The sequence below is a fragment of the Bradyrhizobium shewense genome (assembly GCF_900094605.1).
GTDB lineage: Bacteria > Pseudomonadota > Alphaproteobacteria > Rhizobiales > Xanthobacteraceae > Bradyrhizobium > Bradyrhizobium shewense.
Window position 1 is genome coordinate 149,274 of sequence record NZ_FMAI01000008.1, and the last position, 14,217, is coordinate 163,490.

Genomic DNA, 14,217 nt, shown 5'->3' on the forward strand with positions numbered 1-14,217 from the left:
CATTTGGTTGCCTATTATCGGCCATGGATGAGGTCTTCAAAGCGCTCGCCGATGCGTCACGACGGTCGCTGCTCGACAAGCTTCACGCCAAAAACGGCCAGACGCTGAACGAGCTCTGCGAGGGCCTTGCGATGACGCGACAGGCCGTGACCAAGCACCTTGTCATTCTGGAAGAGGCCAACCTGGTCACCACCATCAGGCATGGCCGCGAGAAGCTGCACTATCTCAATCCGGTGCCGATCCATCAGATCGGCGAACGCTGGATCAAAAAATTCGAGCGCGGCAAGCTCGCCGCACTCAGCGAGTTGAAACGCCAGTTGGAGAAGCGCGATGAGTAAGCCGGAGTTCGTCTACGTGACCTATATCGAGACCACGCCGGAAAAGCTGTGGGAAGCGCTGACGTCGAGCGAATTCACCAGGCAGTACTGGTTCGGCGCCGAGGTTCGCTCCGACTGGAAGGTCGGCTCGCCCTTTGCGCTCGCGCTCGACGGCGAAGTCACCGATTCCGGCGAAATCCTCGAGGCCGATCCGCCGCGCCGCCTGTCCTACAGCTTCAAGCACGAGAAATTCGAAGAGCTGCGCGGCGAGCCGATCTCACGCGTCGTCTTCACCATCGAACCGTTCGGCGCGCTCGTGCGTTTGACCGTGTTGCATGACGGCTTCGTCGAGGGCGGCAAATATCTCGGCGCCGTCTCCAATGGCTGGCCGGCGATCCTGTCCGGGCTCAAGAGCCTGCTGGAGAGGGGCAAAGTCCTCGCCATCCCGCGCACGGCGCTCAACAAGGGATTCGACGCAAAATGAACCTCGATCAATTCAAGCCGCTGACGGTCTACACCATCTACATCGCTTCGACGCCGGAGAAGGTGTGGGAGGCGCTGACCTCGGCCGAGTTCAGCAAGCAGTATTTCTCCGGCTTTGCGGTGGAGATGGAGCCGAAGCTCGGCGGCAGTTTCATCGTGCACGCACCCGACGGCTCCGAACACATCCGCGGCGAAGTGTTCGAATACGATCCGCCGAGGAGGCTCACGGTGAGCTGGAACGTCAATTGGCCCGACCTCGTGGAAAAGCTCGGCACCACCATTGTCACCTACGAGATCGAGCCAGCCGGCGAAGCCGTCCGCCTCACCTTGAGCCAACGCCACGACCGCGAGCTCAGCGACGATATTCTCTCCGGCGGCCGCACCGGCTGGCCCGCGATCCTCTCCGGATTGAAGAGCTTGCTGGAGACCGGCAAGGCGCCGCAGATCGAGATGTCCCCACCGGTGAGATTGCTGGAAGCGCTGAAGGCGATGGGCATCAAGACCCCGTAAGGTGAGACGGGGTCTGTCTCCGCGAACTCGGTATCGTGGGGTGGGCAAAGACGCACTTGCGCCGTGCCCACGACCGAGTCGACACCGCAACAGACGCGTGGGCACGCTTCCGCCTTCGCTCTGCGAGCTACGGCGGACAAGTCGCTTTGCCCGCCCTACGGCACTGCCCAAGGACAAAGGAAAGCAACTAGCTACACCGGCACCACCAGCCGCCGATAAAGATGCCAGGTCGCATGCCCGAGCACGGGCAGTGTCACGATCAGCCCGAGAAAGTAAGGCAGCGCCGAGACGATCAGCAGCATCACGATCACGGCGGCCCATGTGATCATCGGCAGCGGGCTCGTCACCACCGCGCGCACGCTTGTCACCATCGCCGTGACGAAATCGACCTCGCGGTCGAGCAGCAGCGGAAACGACACCACGGTCAGCGAGAACAGGATCAGCGACAGCACCGCACCGACCGCATTGCCGATGCCGAGGAACAGCAGGCCTTCATTCGTGGTCAGCACCACGGTCATGAATTCCTGAAGGCTCGAGAACGAAGCGTGCAGGCCGAGCAGCAGCGCGATCAAAAGCCGCACCTGGTACATCCAGATCACGAACACGAACAGCGTGACGAACGCCATCCAGCCGATCTCGCTGCGCGCGCGCACGGCCGACCAGATCGCGCCGAAGGAGACCGGCTCGCCGCGCTCGCGGCGGCGGCTGACCTCATAGAGCCCGATCGCCACGAACGGCCCGATCAACGCGAAGCCTGCCGCCAGGGGATAGACGAGATAGACCATACCGAAGGCGGTGAGGCACAGCATGACGGCGATCCCGCCGGCGGCGTAGAGCGCGCCGAAGCAGAGACCGTAAAACGGCAGCGCCTGGAAATCGCGCAGACCCTCGACCAGCGCCTCGGCGATATCGGTCGCCGCGACGCGACGTACCACCGGATCGACCTTGCCGGAGATGGACATCAGCTCCCTCCACACATCGACGCGATGTTTCGTCGCGCGCATGCTGCGATACTAGCGCCGCCGCGCGCAGGCGCAACTTGATGCGAACCGGCGCGAAGAGCAGCGGCGAGGTAACAATGCTCGCGGTGTGAAATCCTTCACCATCGGTGCGATTTTCGCGCCAATGCTATGGACTGGGCAGACGATCGTCCGCAAATTGTACCTCCGAGCAGATGCGTCTGAGAGCGGACCGCCCCACCGATGAGCCTGCGTACCCGGTTACTGATCCTCGTCATCGCCGCCATGCTGGTGCCGGCGATCCTGGTCGGGCTGCGCTTCGTGCAGAACCGGGCCAGCGAGATCGACGCGGCGCTGGCCAATCTGGCCGCATCCGCCGACGACATCGCCAGCGATCTGAACGAGAAGATCCAGGGCACCGCCCAGCTCCACTACGGTCTGGCCCGCGCCCGCGACCTCGACACGCGCGACAAGGCGGCGTGCTCGGCGTTTCTGTCGGAAGTGCGCGAGGAATACCCGCAGTTCACGGGCATCTTGACCATCGATCCCGACGGCAGCCTGTTCTGCGACTCGCTTCGGACCAACCGCACCCTCGACCTGAACGACCGCGGCTATTTCAAACAGGTCAAGGGTCTTCAAGGCGTCGTTGCCGCGGAGCCGGTGTTCGGCCGCCTCACCGGGCTATCGGTGCTCCAGATCGCCTATCCCGTGCGATCGGAGACGGGCGCGCTGAAGTTCGTGCTGCTCGCGTCCTTCAACCTGAACAAATTCGCGGAATTTCACGACAAGCGGCTGCTCGCCGAGAAGGACATCCTGTTCGTCGACGCAAAAGGTACGGTCCTGGTCGCCCCCAAGGGCGGCGGCTGGAGCGAGCCCGTCGGCGGGACCATTGCGGGCTCCGACCTGTTCCGCTTTGCCGCAGCGCCCGATGGCGAGCCATTTCGGGAAGTCACCGACCGCGGGGGCCGCACGCAGATCTGGGGCGTTGCCCGCTCGCCCTCGATGCGCAAGGCCGGCCTCACCATCATGGTCGGACGCTCCAAGGACGGACTGGTCGCGGCGGCGAACCGCCGGCTTTACGAGGACATGGCGATTCTCGCGGTGGCCTTGCTGCTGCTCCTGGCCGGCTTATGGATCCTCACGACCGTGAGCATCGGCCGCCAGATCGGGCGGCTCGCCACCATGGCGAAGAGGCTCGGACGCGGCGATCTCAGCGCGCGCATTCCGGAGCCCCATCCGGGCGGCGAGCTCGGCGGATTGATGACCCTGCTCAACGGCACGGCCGAATCGCTCGAACAGCAGCGCGCCGCGATCGCGGATCTCAACCAGAAGCTCAGCCAATCCCAGAAGATGGAAGCCATGGGCCAGCTCACCGGCGGCGTGGCGCATGATTTCAACAATCTCCTGACCGTCATTCTCGGCAACTCGGAGCATCTCGCCGACCAGCTGGCGGGAAACAAGGAATTGCACCGCATCGCCGGCGACATCGCGACCGCCGCCGAGCGCGGCTCTGACCTGACACGGAGCCTGCTCGCCTTCGCACGCAAGCAGCCGCTGCGGCCGAGAGAGATCGACATCGCCGAGAAGGTGCTCGGCATGGAGCAGCTTCTGCGTCGGACGCTGGGCGAGCACATCGAGTGCCGCTTCGCGTTCGAACGGGATTTATGGCCGGCCAGCGTCGATCCCGGCCAGCTGACGACGGCCCTGCTCAACCTCGTACTCAACGCGCGCGATGCGATGCCGGAGGGCGGCAAGCTGACGGTCGAGGTCCATAACAGCTCGCTCGGTGAATCCGACCTCGACGTCAACGGCGAGCCGCGGCCCGGCGACTATGTGATGGTGGCCGTCACCGATACCGGCAGCGGCATGAGCGCCGAGGTGGTCAGCCGCGCGTTCGAGCCGTTCTTCACAACCAAGGAGGTTGGCAAGGGGACCGGCCTCGGCCTGAGCATGGTCTACGGATTTGCACAACAGTCCGGCGGACTTGTGCAGATGCAGTCCGAGCCGGGACGAGGCAGTGTCGTCAGGCTGTTCTTTCCCCGTCTCGCAACACCGCCGAACGAGGATCCGCGCCCCGCGGAGGCGACCGTCACACAAGCGGGACACGAGACCGTTCTCCTCGTCGAAGACGACGATATGGTGCGGGCCTATGTCGAGAACGAGCTCAGGACGCTCGGCTACCGGGTCATCGCCACGTCGAACGGGCCCGCAGCACTGGAGCTGCTGCGCCAGCCCGGGGACATCCAGCTGCTGTTCACTGACGTCGTCATGCCCGGCGGCATGTTCGGGCCGGAGCTTGCGAGGCAAGCAACCGAGCTGCGGCCTGATCTTAAGGTGCTCTTCACCTCGGGCTACAGCCAGACTCCCGTCAAGACACCGGACGGGGGCGGCGACGCCCGCATTCTGACCAAGCCGTTCCGGCGAAAGGATCTTGCGGCGATGCTGCGGGCCGCGCTCTCGGAGCCGTCGCGGTAGATCAGGATGCTATCGCGAGCTGGAGCGCCACTGCGAGATTGGCCGCGAACAGGCCCGCGTCGATGACGAAGATCCGGAGCATCGGACCCTTCAACACCGGCCAGTAGGCGACCCCGACGCGTCCGCCACGCATCAGCACCGGGAGGTTATAGGCGAACTGGCTGAAATGGCAGGCCGAAAAGAACAGGAACAGCGTGAGCTGCGCCTCGACCGGCTGGAAGAAGAGCGGACGCGCAACCAGAAGGTAGAACGACAACAGCCCTATCGGCAGGTTCATCCCGCCCAGGAACGCAACGCTGGCCGCCAGGGTCGGCGCGATCGGATTGCTGCGCTCTTCCCGCGGCAGCAAGATCTTCAGCGTGTTGGCCTGCGCAATGCTGAACTGGATGAAGGCGCCGCCGAACCACAGCGAGTTGAGGAGCAGGACGATATCCGAAAGGCGCATGGTCATTTTCCGTAAAAGGCTTCGCTGCGCACGACGCGCCCCGTATCGTCGAAATCCATGAACTCGCTGGCGCGCGTGTCTCCGAGCTGCCACCACACCGTCAGGCGCGCGATGGTGTCGTCCCAGCTCCAGCTCAGGATCTTCAGGTCCGCGCTTTCGATGTGGCCATAGGCTTTGCGCCAATAGGCGCGGATATTCTCGATGCCGGCGACGACAGGAGAACCGGTCAGCGTCAGCGCCAGAGGGCTGCGCATCTGCGCATTCTCTGCAAAATGCGCCACCACCGCGTCGATATCGACCTTGCACCAGTTCGCGCACCATGCCGCGACGAAGCGTTCGGCGGCCGCGCGAGTCATCTTCTGCGCGCTCAATGGATTCTGTCCGCTCATGACACGGGCCCTCCCGGCCTGTTGCCAGGACAGTGGCAAAGCCCGCTTCTCATGTCAACTACATTGACTTTAAGAGCCGTCAATTGTTATCGGCGATCGTCCCCATGACCGCCATCCATGCCGCCGCCCCGGATGCGCCGACGCGATCGAACGCCTCGCGCAAAACCTTGCGCTCGTGGTCCGAGGCCCGTTGCTCGATGCGCTGCCCGGCGGACGTCAGACGCAGCAGCTTCGAGCGATGCTGCTCGGGCGAGCGCTTCGACGTCACCAGCTTGCGCTCCAGCAGCAGACTGAGCGGCCGGCTCAAAGCCTGCTTGGAAATGCCGAGGACCTCGAGCAGCGAGCCGATCGCAATATCGGGCCGCCGCGCCACCACGTAGAGAATGCGATGATGCGGACGCGACAGGCCCTGCTTTGCGAGATATTCGTCCGCGTCCAGCGTCATGCCGCGCCAGCCGTAATACATGAGCTCCAGCGCCGCATCGAGATCGTGCAGCTTGTCGAGCGAGGCGCGGTGAAGTCCCGCGGCTTGAGACGTCTTGGCCATTGTCGGAAGTCAGCCCTTGTAAGAAGTCAGCCCTTTAAGAAGTCAGCCCTTGGCCCGCAGCTCGCGCCGCAGCACCTTGCCGGTCGCCGTCATCGGCAGCGTCTCGGCGAATTCGACGAACCGCGGATATTCATGCGCGGCGAGCTGCACCTTGACGAACTCCTGGATCTCGCGCGCCAGCGCGTCGGTGCCGGTAAAGCCCGGACGCAGCACGATCCAGGCTTTGATCGATTCGGTGCGGATCGGATCGGGAATGCCGACCACCGCGGCCATTGCCACCGAGGGATGCTTCATCAGCGTGTGCTCGATCTCGGAGGGGCCGACGCGATAACCGGCGGTGGTGATGACGTCGTCCTCGCGGCTGACATACCAGAAATAGCCATCCTCGTCCTGCACGCCGAGATCGCCGGTGAGCAGGAATTCGCCTGCATATTTCTTCGCCGTCGCCTCCGGATTGCGCCAGTATTCGAGCATAGTGACGGGGCATGGCTGGCGCACGCCGATGATGCCCCGCTGGCCGCGCGGCAATTCTTCGCCCTTGTCGTTGACGATGCGGACGTCGAAGCCCGGCGTCGCCTTGCCCATCGAACCCGGGCGGATCGGAAACAGGTTGGAGTTGCTGCCGATCACGAGATTGCACTCGGTCTGGCCGAACACCTCATGCGCGTCGATGCCGAAGGTCTCGCGCACCCATCCCAGCAGTTCGCCGCCAAGGGACTCGCCGCCCGTGAAGATGCTGCGGAGCTTGACACCCGAGTGCTTCACGCCCGCCTGCCGCATCAGCTTCAGCGCGGTCGGCGGCAGGAAGACGTTGCGGACGCCGAGATCGGCCATCATCTGCATCGCCGCCTGCGGCTCGAATTTGCGCGCGCGATGCCCGACCAGGGGGATGCCGTGATACCAGAATGCGAGCAGGCCGTTGACGAGGCCGCCGATCCAGGCCCAGTCCGCCGGCGTCCACATGAGATCGCCGGGACGCGGCAGGAAGTTGTGACACATCTCGACATTGGGGAGATGGCCTAGCACGACGCGGTGCGCATGCAGCGCGCCTTTGGGATTTCCTGTCGTGCCCGAGGTGTAGATGATCAGCGCGGGATCGTCGGCGGCGGTGTCGACGGTCGCAAAGTCCTCGGACGCGGTTTCGATCGCCGGCCAGAATGGCTTTGCGCCGGCGTGGACGGCGCCGCTCGTGATATAGATGTCCTGCAAATAGGGCAGCCGCTCGCGGATCTTCGTGAGCTTCTCCCAGCCCGCCTCATCAGTGATGATTGCCTTCGCCTGTGAATTCGACAGGCGGAATTCCAGCGCGTCCTCGCCGAACAGTGCGAACAGCGGGATCGAGACCAGGCCTGAGCGGAACGCCGCCATATGCGCGATCGGCAGCTCCAGCGATTGCGACAGGAACACCGCGACGCGGTCGCCGCGCGAAAGCCCATCGGCCTTCAGCACATTGGCAAAGCGGCGCGACATGTCCGCGACCTCGTCGAAGGAGGTTCGCGTGGTGGCGCCGTTCTCGTCGACATAGATCAGCGCGAGCCGGCCGGTGCCGTCGGCATGCCGATCGCAGCATGCTTCCGCCATGTTGAAGCGCGCCGGGATGTCCCAGCGGAAGTTGCGAGTGAGCTCGTCGTAGGTTGCAGCTTCGGTCAGCATGGCTTGGTCGTTTCCCAGCAACTCCGTCATGGCCGGGCTTGTCCCGGCCATCCACGTTCTTCTTGCTTTGGCGACACTCTAAGGCCGTGGATGCCCGGGACAAGCCCGGGCATGACGGCTGAGTGCGTGCTTACCTTACCGTCGCGAAGAACTTCCTGACATCGCGCACGAACAGCTCCGGCTGCTCGAACGCGGCGAAATGGCCGCCCTTCTCCATCTCGCTCCAATGCGTGATGTCATGGAAGTTGGGTTCCATCCAGCGCCGCACCGGCGTGATGATCTCCTTGGGGAACGCGGCGACGCCCGTCGGCACCTTGACGACAGGCGTGGTGCGGCGCTTGCCAAAACTTTCCCAGTAGAGCCGCGCCGAGGAGGTTGCCGTCTCCGTCACCCAATAGAGCATGACGTTGTCGAGCAACTCGTCCCTGGTGAAGATGTTCTCGGGATGGCCGTTGCAATCGGTCCAGGCCCAGAATTTTTCCAGAATCCAGGCCGCCTGCCCGCTCGGCGAATCCGTCAGGCCATAGCCGAGCGTCTGCGGGCGCGTCGATTGCTGCTTCGAATAGCCGGAGTCGAGATCGACGTAATGCTTGAGGCCGGCGAGCGCGCGCTTCTCCTCCGCGGTCGGCTCGCCCTCCATGCGCGGCGGCGAGTTGAAGGACAGCGTGATGTGAATGCCGGCGCAGTGCGCCGCATCCTGCGCGCCGAGCGAGGCCGTCACCGCCGAGCCCCAATCGCCGCCTTGCGCGCCGTAGCGGGCATAGCCCAGCCGCTCCATCAGCTGCGCCCAGGTCGCGGCGATGCGATCGACGCCCCAACCGGTCGCCTTCGGCTTGGCGGAGAAGCCGAAGCCCGGCAGCGAAGGACAGACGACGTGAAACGCGTCCGCGGGATTGCCGCCATGCGCGATGGGATCGGTGAGCGGCGCGATCACCTTCTGGAATTCGACGATCGAGCCGGGCCAGCCATGGGTGATGATCAGCGGCAGCGCGTTTGGTTCTTTCGAGCGCACATGCAGAAAATGAATGTCGAGCCCGTCGATCTCGGTGGTGAACTGCGCGAAGCGGTTGAGCTTTGCCTCGCGCGCCCGCCAGTCATACTCGCTCGCCCAGTAGGCACAGACCTCCCGGATCCATTGCAGCGGCGCGCCCTGGCTCCAGTCGTCGACCAGCTCCGCCTCCGGCCAGCGCGTGCGGGCGAGCCGCGATTTGAGATCGGAGAGAATGTCGTCGCTGATCGCGATGCGGAACGGCTTTATGGCGCCGGTCATGGTGCCTCCCGATTTTTGTTGTCGAGAGAGTAGACCGGATCGCAGCCACGTCAAAGGTACCCATCCTCCCCTGGAGGGGAGGATCGGTTCGCATGAAGCGAAGCGGCATGCGAACCGAGGTGGGGTGACAGTCTTTCCGCGGAAGCGCTGCCCGAGTGGAGAGATCACCCCACCCCGCTCGCGCTTCGCGCGATCGACCCTCCCCTCCAGGGGAGGGTAAGCAGCTAGCCCGACAGCGCGCCCTTCACGAGACCGCTCGCCTTGCCGAAATCCATTTGTCCCGCGTACTTCGCGCGCAGCACGGCGATCACCTTGCCCATGTCCTTCATGCCGGCGGCGCCGGTTTCAGTGATCGCGTCCGCGATCGCCTTCTTCACCTCATCGTCGGCCATCTGCTTTGGCAGATACGCCGAGATCACCGCGATCTCCTCGCGCTCCTGGGCCGCGAGCTCGGCGCGGCCGCCTTTTTCGTAGAGCTCGACCGACTCCTGCCGCTGCTTGATCATCTTCTGAAAGACGCCGAGCAGGTCGGCGTCCGACAACGGCGGCTTGCCCTGCCCGCGCGCATCGATGTCGGCATTCTTGATGGTCGAATTGACCATGCGCAGCGTGGACAGCTTGCGCTCGTCCTTGGCCTTCATGGCCTCCTTGACCGCATTGTTGATGTCGTCGCGCAACATGATCGTGATCCCTTCGAATATCTGACGCCTGATCTAGGCCGTTCGCGGCCCCTAGACAACCTCGGTTCCGAGCCATTCGGTCAGGGCCCGCACTGTCGCTTCCGGCTGCTCGGCTTGCGGCAAGTGCCCGCAGCGATCGAGGACTTTGAGCCTTGCACCGGCGATGCCCTCGGCCATCTCCTTCGAGAGCGCATTCGGGATGGTGTTGTCGGCATCGCCCGTCAACACCAGCGTCGGGCATTTGATGGCCGCAAGCGTCGGGCGAGAATCCACCCGTGCGATGATCGCGGTCTGCTGCCGCAGATAGCCCTCAACGCCGACATCCTCGTCCTGCGCATGGACGAGCTTCAGAATATCGGCATCATCGCGCCGCGACGGATGCACGAGCTCCGGAAAACTCTCCTCGCGGACGGCGCGGAGCTCGCCGCGCCTGGCGCGCTCCATCAGGCCGCGGCGGCGCGCGGTCGCCTCCGGCGTGTCGGGTCGCGCCTGGGTGTTGATCAGCGCGAGCTTGGCCACCCGCTCGGGCGCCTGGCGCATGATCTCGAACGCGATGTAGCCGCCCATGGAATGGCCGGCGAGCGCGAAGCGCGGCGGGGCCTCGCTCAGCACGCGGGCGGCGATCGCCGCCATGCTGTCGTCGCGGATATGGTTGGCAACCATGACCGGGCCGAAGCGCCACAGCGCCGGGATGACAGGGGCATAGATCCGGGCCGAGGAGGCCAGCCCCGGAACCAACAGAATCGGGGTGGTCTGGTCCATTATTGCCTCGCAAGCCCAGGAATTTGCCGGAAATTGTGCGGCCAAGCTTAGGAGCCCGAGACGGGCTGTCAAATATGCAAAAACGCATGTGAATCGGCGCATCTGCGCTTTGACGGGGGCGTCCGGCAGGCTTATGAAACGCGCTCATGACACAACATGACAACGATCCCGCTTGGCCGGACCATAAACCGACCGCGCTCCTCGTGCTCGCCGATGGCACCGTGCTCGAAGGCTTTGGCCTCGGCGCCGAAGGCCACGCCGTTGGTGAAGTCTGCTTCAACACCGCGATGACCGGCTATGAGGAGATCCTCACCGATCCCTCCTATGCCGGCCAGCTCATCACCTTCACCTTCCCGCATATCGGCAATGTCGGCACCAACGAGGAAGACATCGAGACGGTGAACATGGCCGCCACACCCGGGGCCCGCGGCGTGATCCTGCGCACCGCGATCACCGATCCCTCGAACTACCGCGCCACCAAGCATCTCGACCAGTGGCTGAAGGCGCGCGGCATCATCGGCCTCTCCGGCATCGACACCCGCGCCCTGACCGCGCTGATCCGCAGCAAGGGCATGCCCAACGCCGTGATCGCGCACGCCAAGAACGGCGAGTTCGACCTGCATGGGTTGAAGGAAGAAGCGCGCGAATGGCCCGGCCTCGAGGGCATGGACCTCGTGCCGATGGTCACAAGCGGCCAGCGCTTCACCTGGGACGAGACGCCGTGGCTGTGGGACAAGGGCTTTGGCCGCCAGGACAAGGTGGAGTTCAACGTCGTCGCCATCGACTACGGCATCAAGCGCAACATCCTGCGCCTGCTCGCCGGCGTCGGCTGCAAGGTGACGGTGGTGCCGGCGACGACCTCGTCCGAAGACATTCTGGCGATGAAGCCGGACGGCGTGTTCCTGTCCAACGGTCCGGGCGATCCGGCCGCCACCGGCAAATATGCCGTGCCTGTGATCCGGGACGTCATCAAGTCGGGCACGCCGACCTTCGGCATTTGCCTTGGCCACCAGATGCTCGGCCTCGCCGTCGGCGCGAAGACGAAGAAGATGCATCAGGGCCATCACGGCGCCAACCACCCCGTGAAGGACGAGACCACCGGCAAGGTCGAGATCACCTCGATGAACCACGGTTTTGCCGTGGACGAGAGTACGCTGCCGAAGGGCGCGACGCAGACCCACATCTCGCTGTTCGATGGCTCCAATTGCGGCATCCAGCTCGACGGCAAGCCGGTGTTCTCGGTGCAGTATCATCCTGAGGCCTCGCCAGGCCCGCGCGACTCGCACTATCTGTTCCAGCGTTTTGCGGATCTGATGCGGCAGAAGAAGAGCGCGTAAGACGCGCGCTCTCACGCCCCGCCGAACCAGGGCCTACCACTCGCCGCTCTCTGGGTCCCGGCTCTGCGCCGCAGCGTTGCACGCTGCAGCTCGTCCGGGACAGGTGACCTGTTGAGGAACACCTCCACACGATAGAATGTTGTCCCGCTGTCTTTTGCAGCCGGAGCCCCACCATGTCCGTCGTCCGCGACAAGGCCGAGCCGCTCGCCATCGTGTTCGAGGATGACGGGCTCGTGCCGAACAACATCCTTCCGTTCCTGGTCTACCAGGGTGCGGTGAAGCTCGACCCGAAGCGGCCGGAAGAGACCATCGAGAACCTGTTCGAAGCGAACGGCTGGGGCGGGACGTGGCGCAACGGTGTCTACGATTATCTGCACTACCACGCGACGGTGCATGAGGTGCTCGGCGTGGCGCGTGGCAGTGCCCGCGTCCGCTTCGGCGGCGACCATGGCCAGGAGCTTGAGGTCAAGGCGGGTGATGTCGCGGTCCTGCCGGCCGGCACCGGACATCAATGCATCAAGGCGAGCGACGATTTCTGCGTGATCGGCGCCTATCCGCCGCGATCGCAGATGGAGGTCACCCGCGCAACGCCGGAGAACCACGCCAAGGCGCTGAAAACGATTCCAGAGGTCGCGCTGCCGCCGGCCGATCCGGTGACGGGCACGGATGGGGCGTTGATGCGGCTGTGGCGGTAGCCATAAAGGCGGTGCCGTAGGGTGGGCAAAGCGAAGCGTGCCCACCATCCGATTTGAGCCATAATGAGATCGTGGGCACGGCGCGCAAGAGCGCGCCTTTGCCCACCCTACGGCAGAGCGCCCTACGCCGCGTTGCTGCCTTCCTGCCGCGTCGCCTCGAACAGGAACCACGTCCGGCGCTCGGTCTCGTCGATGAAGACTTCGAGGATGCTGGCGCTGGCGACATCGCCGGCGTCGTCGCAGACGTCGTGCGCTTTGCGCATCGCAGCCGCGACGTGCTTGTTGTCCTGCATCAGTTCGCGCAGCATTTCGCGCGGCGGGACATAGTCCTCGTTGTTGTCCTTGATGGTCTGGAGCTTTGCGACCTGGCCGATCGACTTCAGCGTGGTGCCGCCGATCTTGCGGACGCGCTCGGCAAGCTGGTCGGTGGTGGCGAAGATCTGGTCGGACTGCTCGTCAAGCAGCAGATGATAGTCGCGGAAGTGCCGGCCGCTGATGTGCCAATGGAAATTCTTGGTCTTCAGATACAGCGCGAAGGCGTCGGCCAGAAGTACGTTGAGCGCCTCCGAAACCTTCTTGACCCCGTCGGGCGACAGGTCGGTGGGGGTATCGAGATCGGGCGAGACCTTGTTGTTGGTTTTGCTCACGGGAAGCCTTCCTGTTAGGACGCGGACATTGACGGCGCGCCGTCGCACCCCTAACGCAAGGCGGGCAGCGCCGGTTCCTTGACGGGAACCGTTTGGCCGGGACCTTCGAATACCATGGACGATTGGATCGATTATTACGACTCGACGCACACGATCTATGTCAGCAAGCTGCATCGCGACTTGCACTTCCAGATCATCGCGCGGGACATCATCGGCTACATCTCCTCGCCGGACGCGACGGTGCTGGACTATGCCTGCGGCGAGGCGCTGTCGGCGAGCCAGGTGGCCGCTAGCTGCGGCCAGCTGATCCTCGCCGAGCCCGCGCCGGGCGTGCGCGGCCGGCTGATCGCGCGGTTTGCCCCGAACACCAGGATCCGCGTCCGCTCGCTCGACGATGTCCGCAAGATGCAGGACCAGTCGATCGACCTCGTCGTGATGAACTCGGTCGCGCAATACATGGCGCAGGACGAGCTCGACGCCGCGCTCCTCACCATCCGCCGCATCCTGAAGCCCTCCGGTAAGCTGGTGCTGGGGGACATCCTCCAGCCCAATGTCGGCATGTTCAGGGACGTCATGGCGCAGCTCGGCTTCGGCCTGCGCCACGGTTTCTTGAAAGACGCGCTGATCGGGCTGATCAGCACCGCGCTGTCCGACTACCGTCATCTGCGTACGCGCATCGGGCTCCAGCGCTACAGCGAGGAGGAAATCACCGCCAAGCTGAGAGCGGCCGGGTTCGCGGTCCAGCGCGCCCACACCAATATCGGCCACAATCGCTGGCGCATGACCTTCATCGCACGGCCGCCTCTGGTTCGTTAAGCATAACAATTAGCCGTTGTAGCTTGTCGCACTGCAATCGGTAATGATCGCCTCGGCCCGGTGGCGGAAGCGTCTACGCGAGGGCGGTGCAACGCTCTACATCCTGGTTCAAATCCAGGCCGGGTCTCCAGCCTTCGCTGCTTACGCAGCTTCGGCTCGGCAAGCCTTCTCGTGGCGAAGGCTGCCGCGGCGAAGCCCGAAGGGGCGAAGCCGGGCGTGGTCAGCAATCCGC

Annotated in this window: 16 protein-coding genes and 1 tRNA gene; 8 read left to right on the forward strand and 9 right to left on the reverse strand. The window is 64.4% G+C overall.

Annotation, left to right across the window (positions count from 1 at the left end):
* Nucleotides 1-23 precede the first annotated feature (23 nt).
* From GA0061098_RS17370 to GA0061098_RS17380, 3 genes are read left to right on the forward strand one after another with little or no spacing between them, the layout of a single operon-like run.
* Complete coding sequence (locus GA0061098_RS17370) at nucleotides 24-338, forward strand: ArsR/SmtB family transcription factor (RefSeq protein ID WP_091958284.1); 315 nt, start codon at nucleotides 24-26, stop codon at nucleotides 336-338.
* Nucleotides 331-801 (forward strand): SRPBCC family protein, encoded by a 471-nt coding sequence (locus GA0061098_RS17375; protein ID WP_091958289.1) that lies wholly within the window; start codon nucleotides 331-333, stop codon nucleotides 799-801. The genes GA0061098_RS17370 and GA0061098_RS17375 overlap by 8 nt, the downstream gene beginning before the upstream one ends.
* A complete protein-coding gene (locus tag GA0061098_RS17380) occupies nucleotides 798-1,310 on the forward strand; it encodes an SRPBCC family protein (RefSeq protein ID WP_091958293.1) in 513 nt (170 codons plus the stop codon). The genes GA0061098_RS17375 and GA0061098_RS17380 overlap by 4 nt, the downstream gene beginning before the upstream one ends.
* 191 nt (nucleotides 1,311-1,501) lie before the next feature.
* Here the strand turns inward: GA0061098_RS17380 and GA0061098_RS17385 are convergent, their stop codons facing one another.
* Nucleotides 1,502-2,272, reverse strand: coding sequence for a DUF2189 domain-containing protein (locus GA0061098_RS17385; RefSeq protein WP_091958815.1), 771 nt, complete (start codon nucleotides 2,270-2,272; stop codon nucleotides 1,502-1,504).
* A 240-nt stretch (nucleotides 2,273-2,512) separates the two neighbouring features.
* Between GA0061098_RS17385 and GA0061098_RS17390 the strand changes: the two genes are divergently transcribed.
* On the forward strand, nucleotides 2,513-4,744 hold the full coding sequence (locus tag GA0061098_RS17390) for an ATP-binding protein (RefSeq protein ID WP_091958298.1): 2,232 nt from the start codon (nucleotides 2,513-2,515) through the stop codon (nucleotides 4,742-4,744).
* Between the two features lies 1 nt (nucleotide 4,745).
* Here GA0061098_RS17390 and GA0061098_RS17395 read toward each other — a convergent pair whose 3' ends face one another.
* From GA0061098_RS17395 to GA0061098_RS17425, 7 genes are all read right to left on the reverse strand, one after another.
* Nucleotides 4,746-5,189: a hypothetical protein gene (locus GA0061098_RS17395; RefSeq protein ID WP_091958302.1), complete on the reverse strand. Its 444-nt coding sequence runs from the start codon at nucleotides 5,187-5,189 to the stop codon at nucleotides 4,746-4,748.
* A 2-nt stretch (nucleotides 5,190-5,191) separates the two neighbouring features.
* On the reverse strand, nucleotides 5,192-5,578 hold the full coding sequence (locus GA0061098_RS17400) for a nuclear transport factor 2 family protein (protein WP_091958306.1): 387 nt from the start codon (nucleotides 5,576-5,578) through the stop codon (nucleotides 5,192-5,194).
* A 79-nt stretch (nucleotides 5,579-5,657) separates the two neighbouring features.
* Complete coding sequence (locus GA0061098_RS17405) at nucleotides 5,658-6,125, reverse strand: MarR family winged helix-turn-helix transcriptional regulator (protein WP_091958311.1); 468 nt, start codon at nucleotides 6,123-6,125, stop codon at nucleotides 5,658-5,660.
* A 42-nt stretch (nucleotides 6,126-6,167) separates the two neighbouring features.
* The gene (locus GA0061098_RS17410; protein ID WP_091958819.1) at nucleotides 6,168-7,778 is read right to left on the reverse strand and encodes an acyl-CoA synthetase; all 1,611 of its coding nucleotides are present in this window, start codon (nucleotides 7,776-7,778) and stop codon (nucleotides 6,168-6,170) included.
* A 130-nt stretch (nucleotides 7,779-7,908) separates the two neighbouring features.
* Entirely contained in the window at nucleotides 7,909-9,048 is a 1,140-nt protein-coding gene (locus tag GA0061098_RS17415) for an epoxide hydrolase family protein (protein WP_091958314.1), read from the reverse strand.
* A gap of 224 nt (nucleotides 9,049-9,272) precedes the next feature.
* On the reverse strand, nucleotides 9,273-9,728 hold the full coding sequence (locus tag GA0061098_RS17420) for a GatB/YqeY domain-containing protein (protein WP_091958318.1): 456 nt from the start codon (nucleotides 9,726-9,728) through the stop codon (nucleotides 9,273-9,275).
* Nucleotides 9,729-9,779: 51 nt separating this feature from the next.
* A complete protein-coding gene (locus GA0061098_RS17425) occupies nucleotides 9,780-10,490 on the reverse strand; it encodes an alpha/beta fold hydrolase (protein WP_091958321.1) in 711 nt (236 codons plus the stop codon).
* 146 nt (nucleotides 10,491-10,636) lie between these two features.
* Between GA0061098_RS17425 and carA the strand changes: the two genes are divergently transcribed.
* A complete protein-coding gene (carA, locus tag GA0061098_RS17430) occupies nucleotides 10,637-11,827 on the forward strand; it encodes a glutamine-hydrolyzing carbamoyl-phosphate synthase small subunit (RefSeq protein WP_091958325.1) in 1,191 nt (396 codons plus the stop codon).
* A gap of 173 nt (nucleotides 11,828-12,000) precedes the next feature.
* Nucleotides 12,001-12,522 carry a cupin domain-containing protein gene (locus GA0061098_RS17435; protein WP_091958329.1) on the forward strand — a complete coding sequence of 174 codons (522 nt, stop codon included), beginning with the start codon at nucleotides 12,001-12,003 and terminating at the stop codon, nucleotides 12,520-12,522.
* A 122-nt stretch (nucleotides 12,523-12,644) separates the two neighbouring features.
* Here the strand turns inward: GA0061098_RS17435 and GA0061098_RS17440 are convergent, their stop codons facing one another.
* Nucleotides 12,645-13,169 (reverse strand): Dps family protein, encoded by a 525-nt coding sequence (locus tag GA0061098_RS17440; RefSeq protein WP_028140495.1) that lies wholly within the window; start codon nucleotides 13,167-13,169, stop codon nucleotides 12,645-12,647.
* A 114-nt stretch (nucleotides 13,170-13,283) separates the two neighbouring features.
* On the opposite strand from GA0061098_RS17440, the gene GA0061098_RS17445 reads away from it, so the two are divergent.
* Entirely contained in the window at nucleotides 13,284-13,985 is a 702-nt protein-coding gene (locus tag GA0061098_RS17445) for a class I SAM-dependent methyltransferase (protein WP_091958333.1), read from the forward strand.
* Nucleotides 13,986-14,039: 54 nt separating this feature from the next.
* Nucleotides 14,040-14,115: transfer RNA gene (locus tag GA0061098_RS45025), tRNA-OTHER, on the forward strand.
* The last annotated feature ends 102 nt before the right edge of the window (nucleotides 14,116-14,217 follow it).

Bases quoted from the DNA above. Each gene is read 5' to 3' on its own strand.
- GA0061098_RS17385 (WP_091958815.1), bottom strand. From the start codon at position 2,272: ATGTCCATCTCCGGCAAGGTCGATCCGGTGGTACGTCGCGTCGCGGCG.
- GA0061098_RS17370 (WP_091958284.1), top strand. From the start codon at position 24: ATGGATGAGGTCTTCAAAGCGCTCGCCGATGCGTCACGACGGTCGCTG.
- GA0061098_RS17395 (WP_091958302.1), bottom strand. From the start codon at position 5,189: ATGCGCCTTTCGGATATCGTCCTGCTCCTCAACTCGCTGTGGTTCGGC.
- GA0061098_RS17435 (WP_091958329.1), top strand. From the start codon at position 12,001: ATGTCCGTCGTCCGCGACAAGGCCGAGCCGCTCGCCATCGTGTTCGAG.
- GA0061098_RS17400 (WP_091958306.1), bottom strand. From the start codon at position 5,578: ATGAGCGGACAGAATCCATTGAGCGCGCAGAAGATGACTCGCGCGGCC.
- GA0061098_RS17425 (WP_091958321.1), bottom strand. From the start codon at position 10,490: ATGGACCAGACCACCCCGATTCTGTTGGTTCCGGGGCTGGCCTCCTCG.
- GA0061098_RS17390 (WP_091958298.1), top strand. From the start codon at position 2,513: ATGAGCCTGCGTACCCGGTTACTGATCCTCGTCATCGCCGCCATGCTG.
- GA0061098_RS17405 (WP_091958311.1), bottom strand. From the start codon at position 6,125: ATGGCCAAGACGTCTCAAGCCGCGGGACTTCACCGCGCCTCGCTCGAC.
- GA0061098_RS17445 (WP_091958333.1), top strand. From the start codon at position 13,284: ATGGACGATTGGATCGATTATTACGACTCGACGCACACGATCTATGTC.
- GA0061098_RS17410 (WP_091958819.1), bottom strand. From the start codon at position 7,778: ATGCTGACCGAAGCTGCAACCTACGACGAGCTCACTCGCAACTTCCGC.
- GA0061098_RS17420 (WP_091958318.1), bottom strand. From the start codon at position 9,728: ATGTTGCGCGACGACATCAACAATGCGGTCAAGGAGGCCATGAAGGCC.
- GA0061098_RS17375 (WP_091958289.1), top strand. From the start codon at position 331: ATGAGTAAGCCGGAGTTCGTCTACGTGACCTATATCGAGACCACGCCG.
- GA0061098_RS17380 (WP_091958293.1), top strand. From the start codon at position 798: ATGAACCTCGATCAATTCAAGCCGCTGACGGTCTACACCATCTACATC.
- GA0061098_RS17415 (WP_091958314.1), bottom strand. From the start codon at position 9,048: ATGACCGGCGCCATAAAGCCGTTCCGCATCGCGATCAGCGACGACATT.
- carA (WP_091958325.1), top strand. From the start codon at position 10,637: ATGACACAACATGACAACGATCCCGCTTGGCCGGACCATAAACCGACC.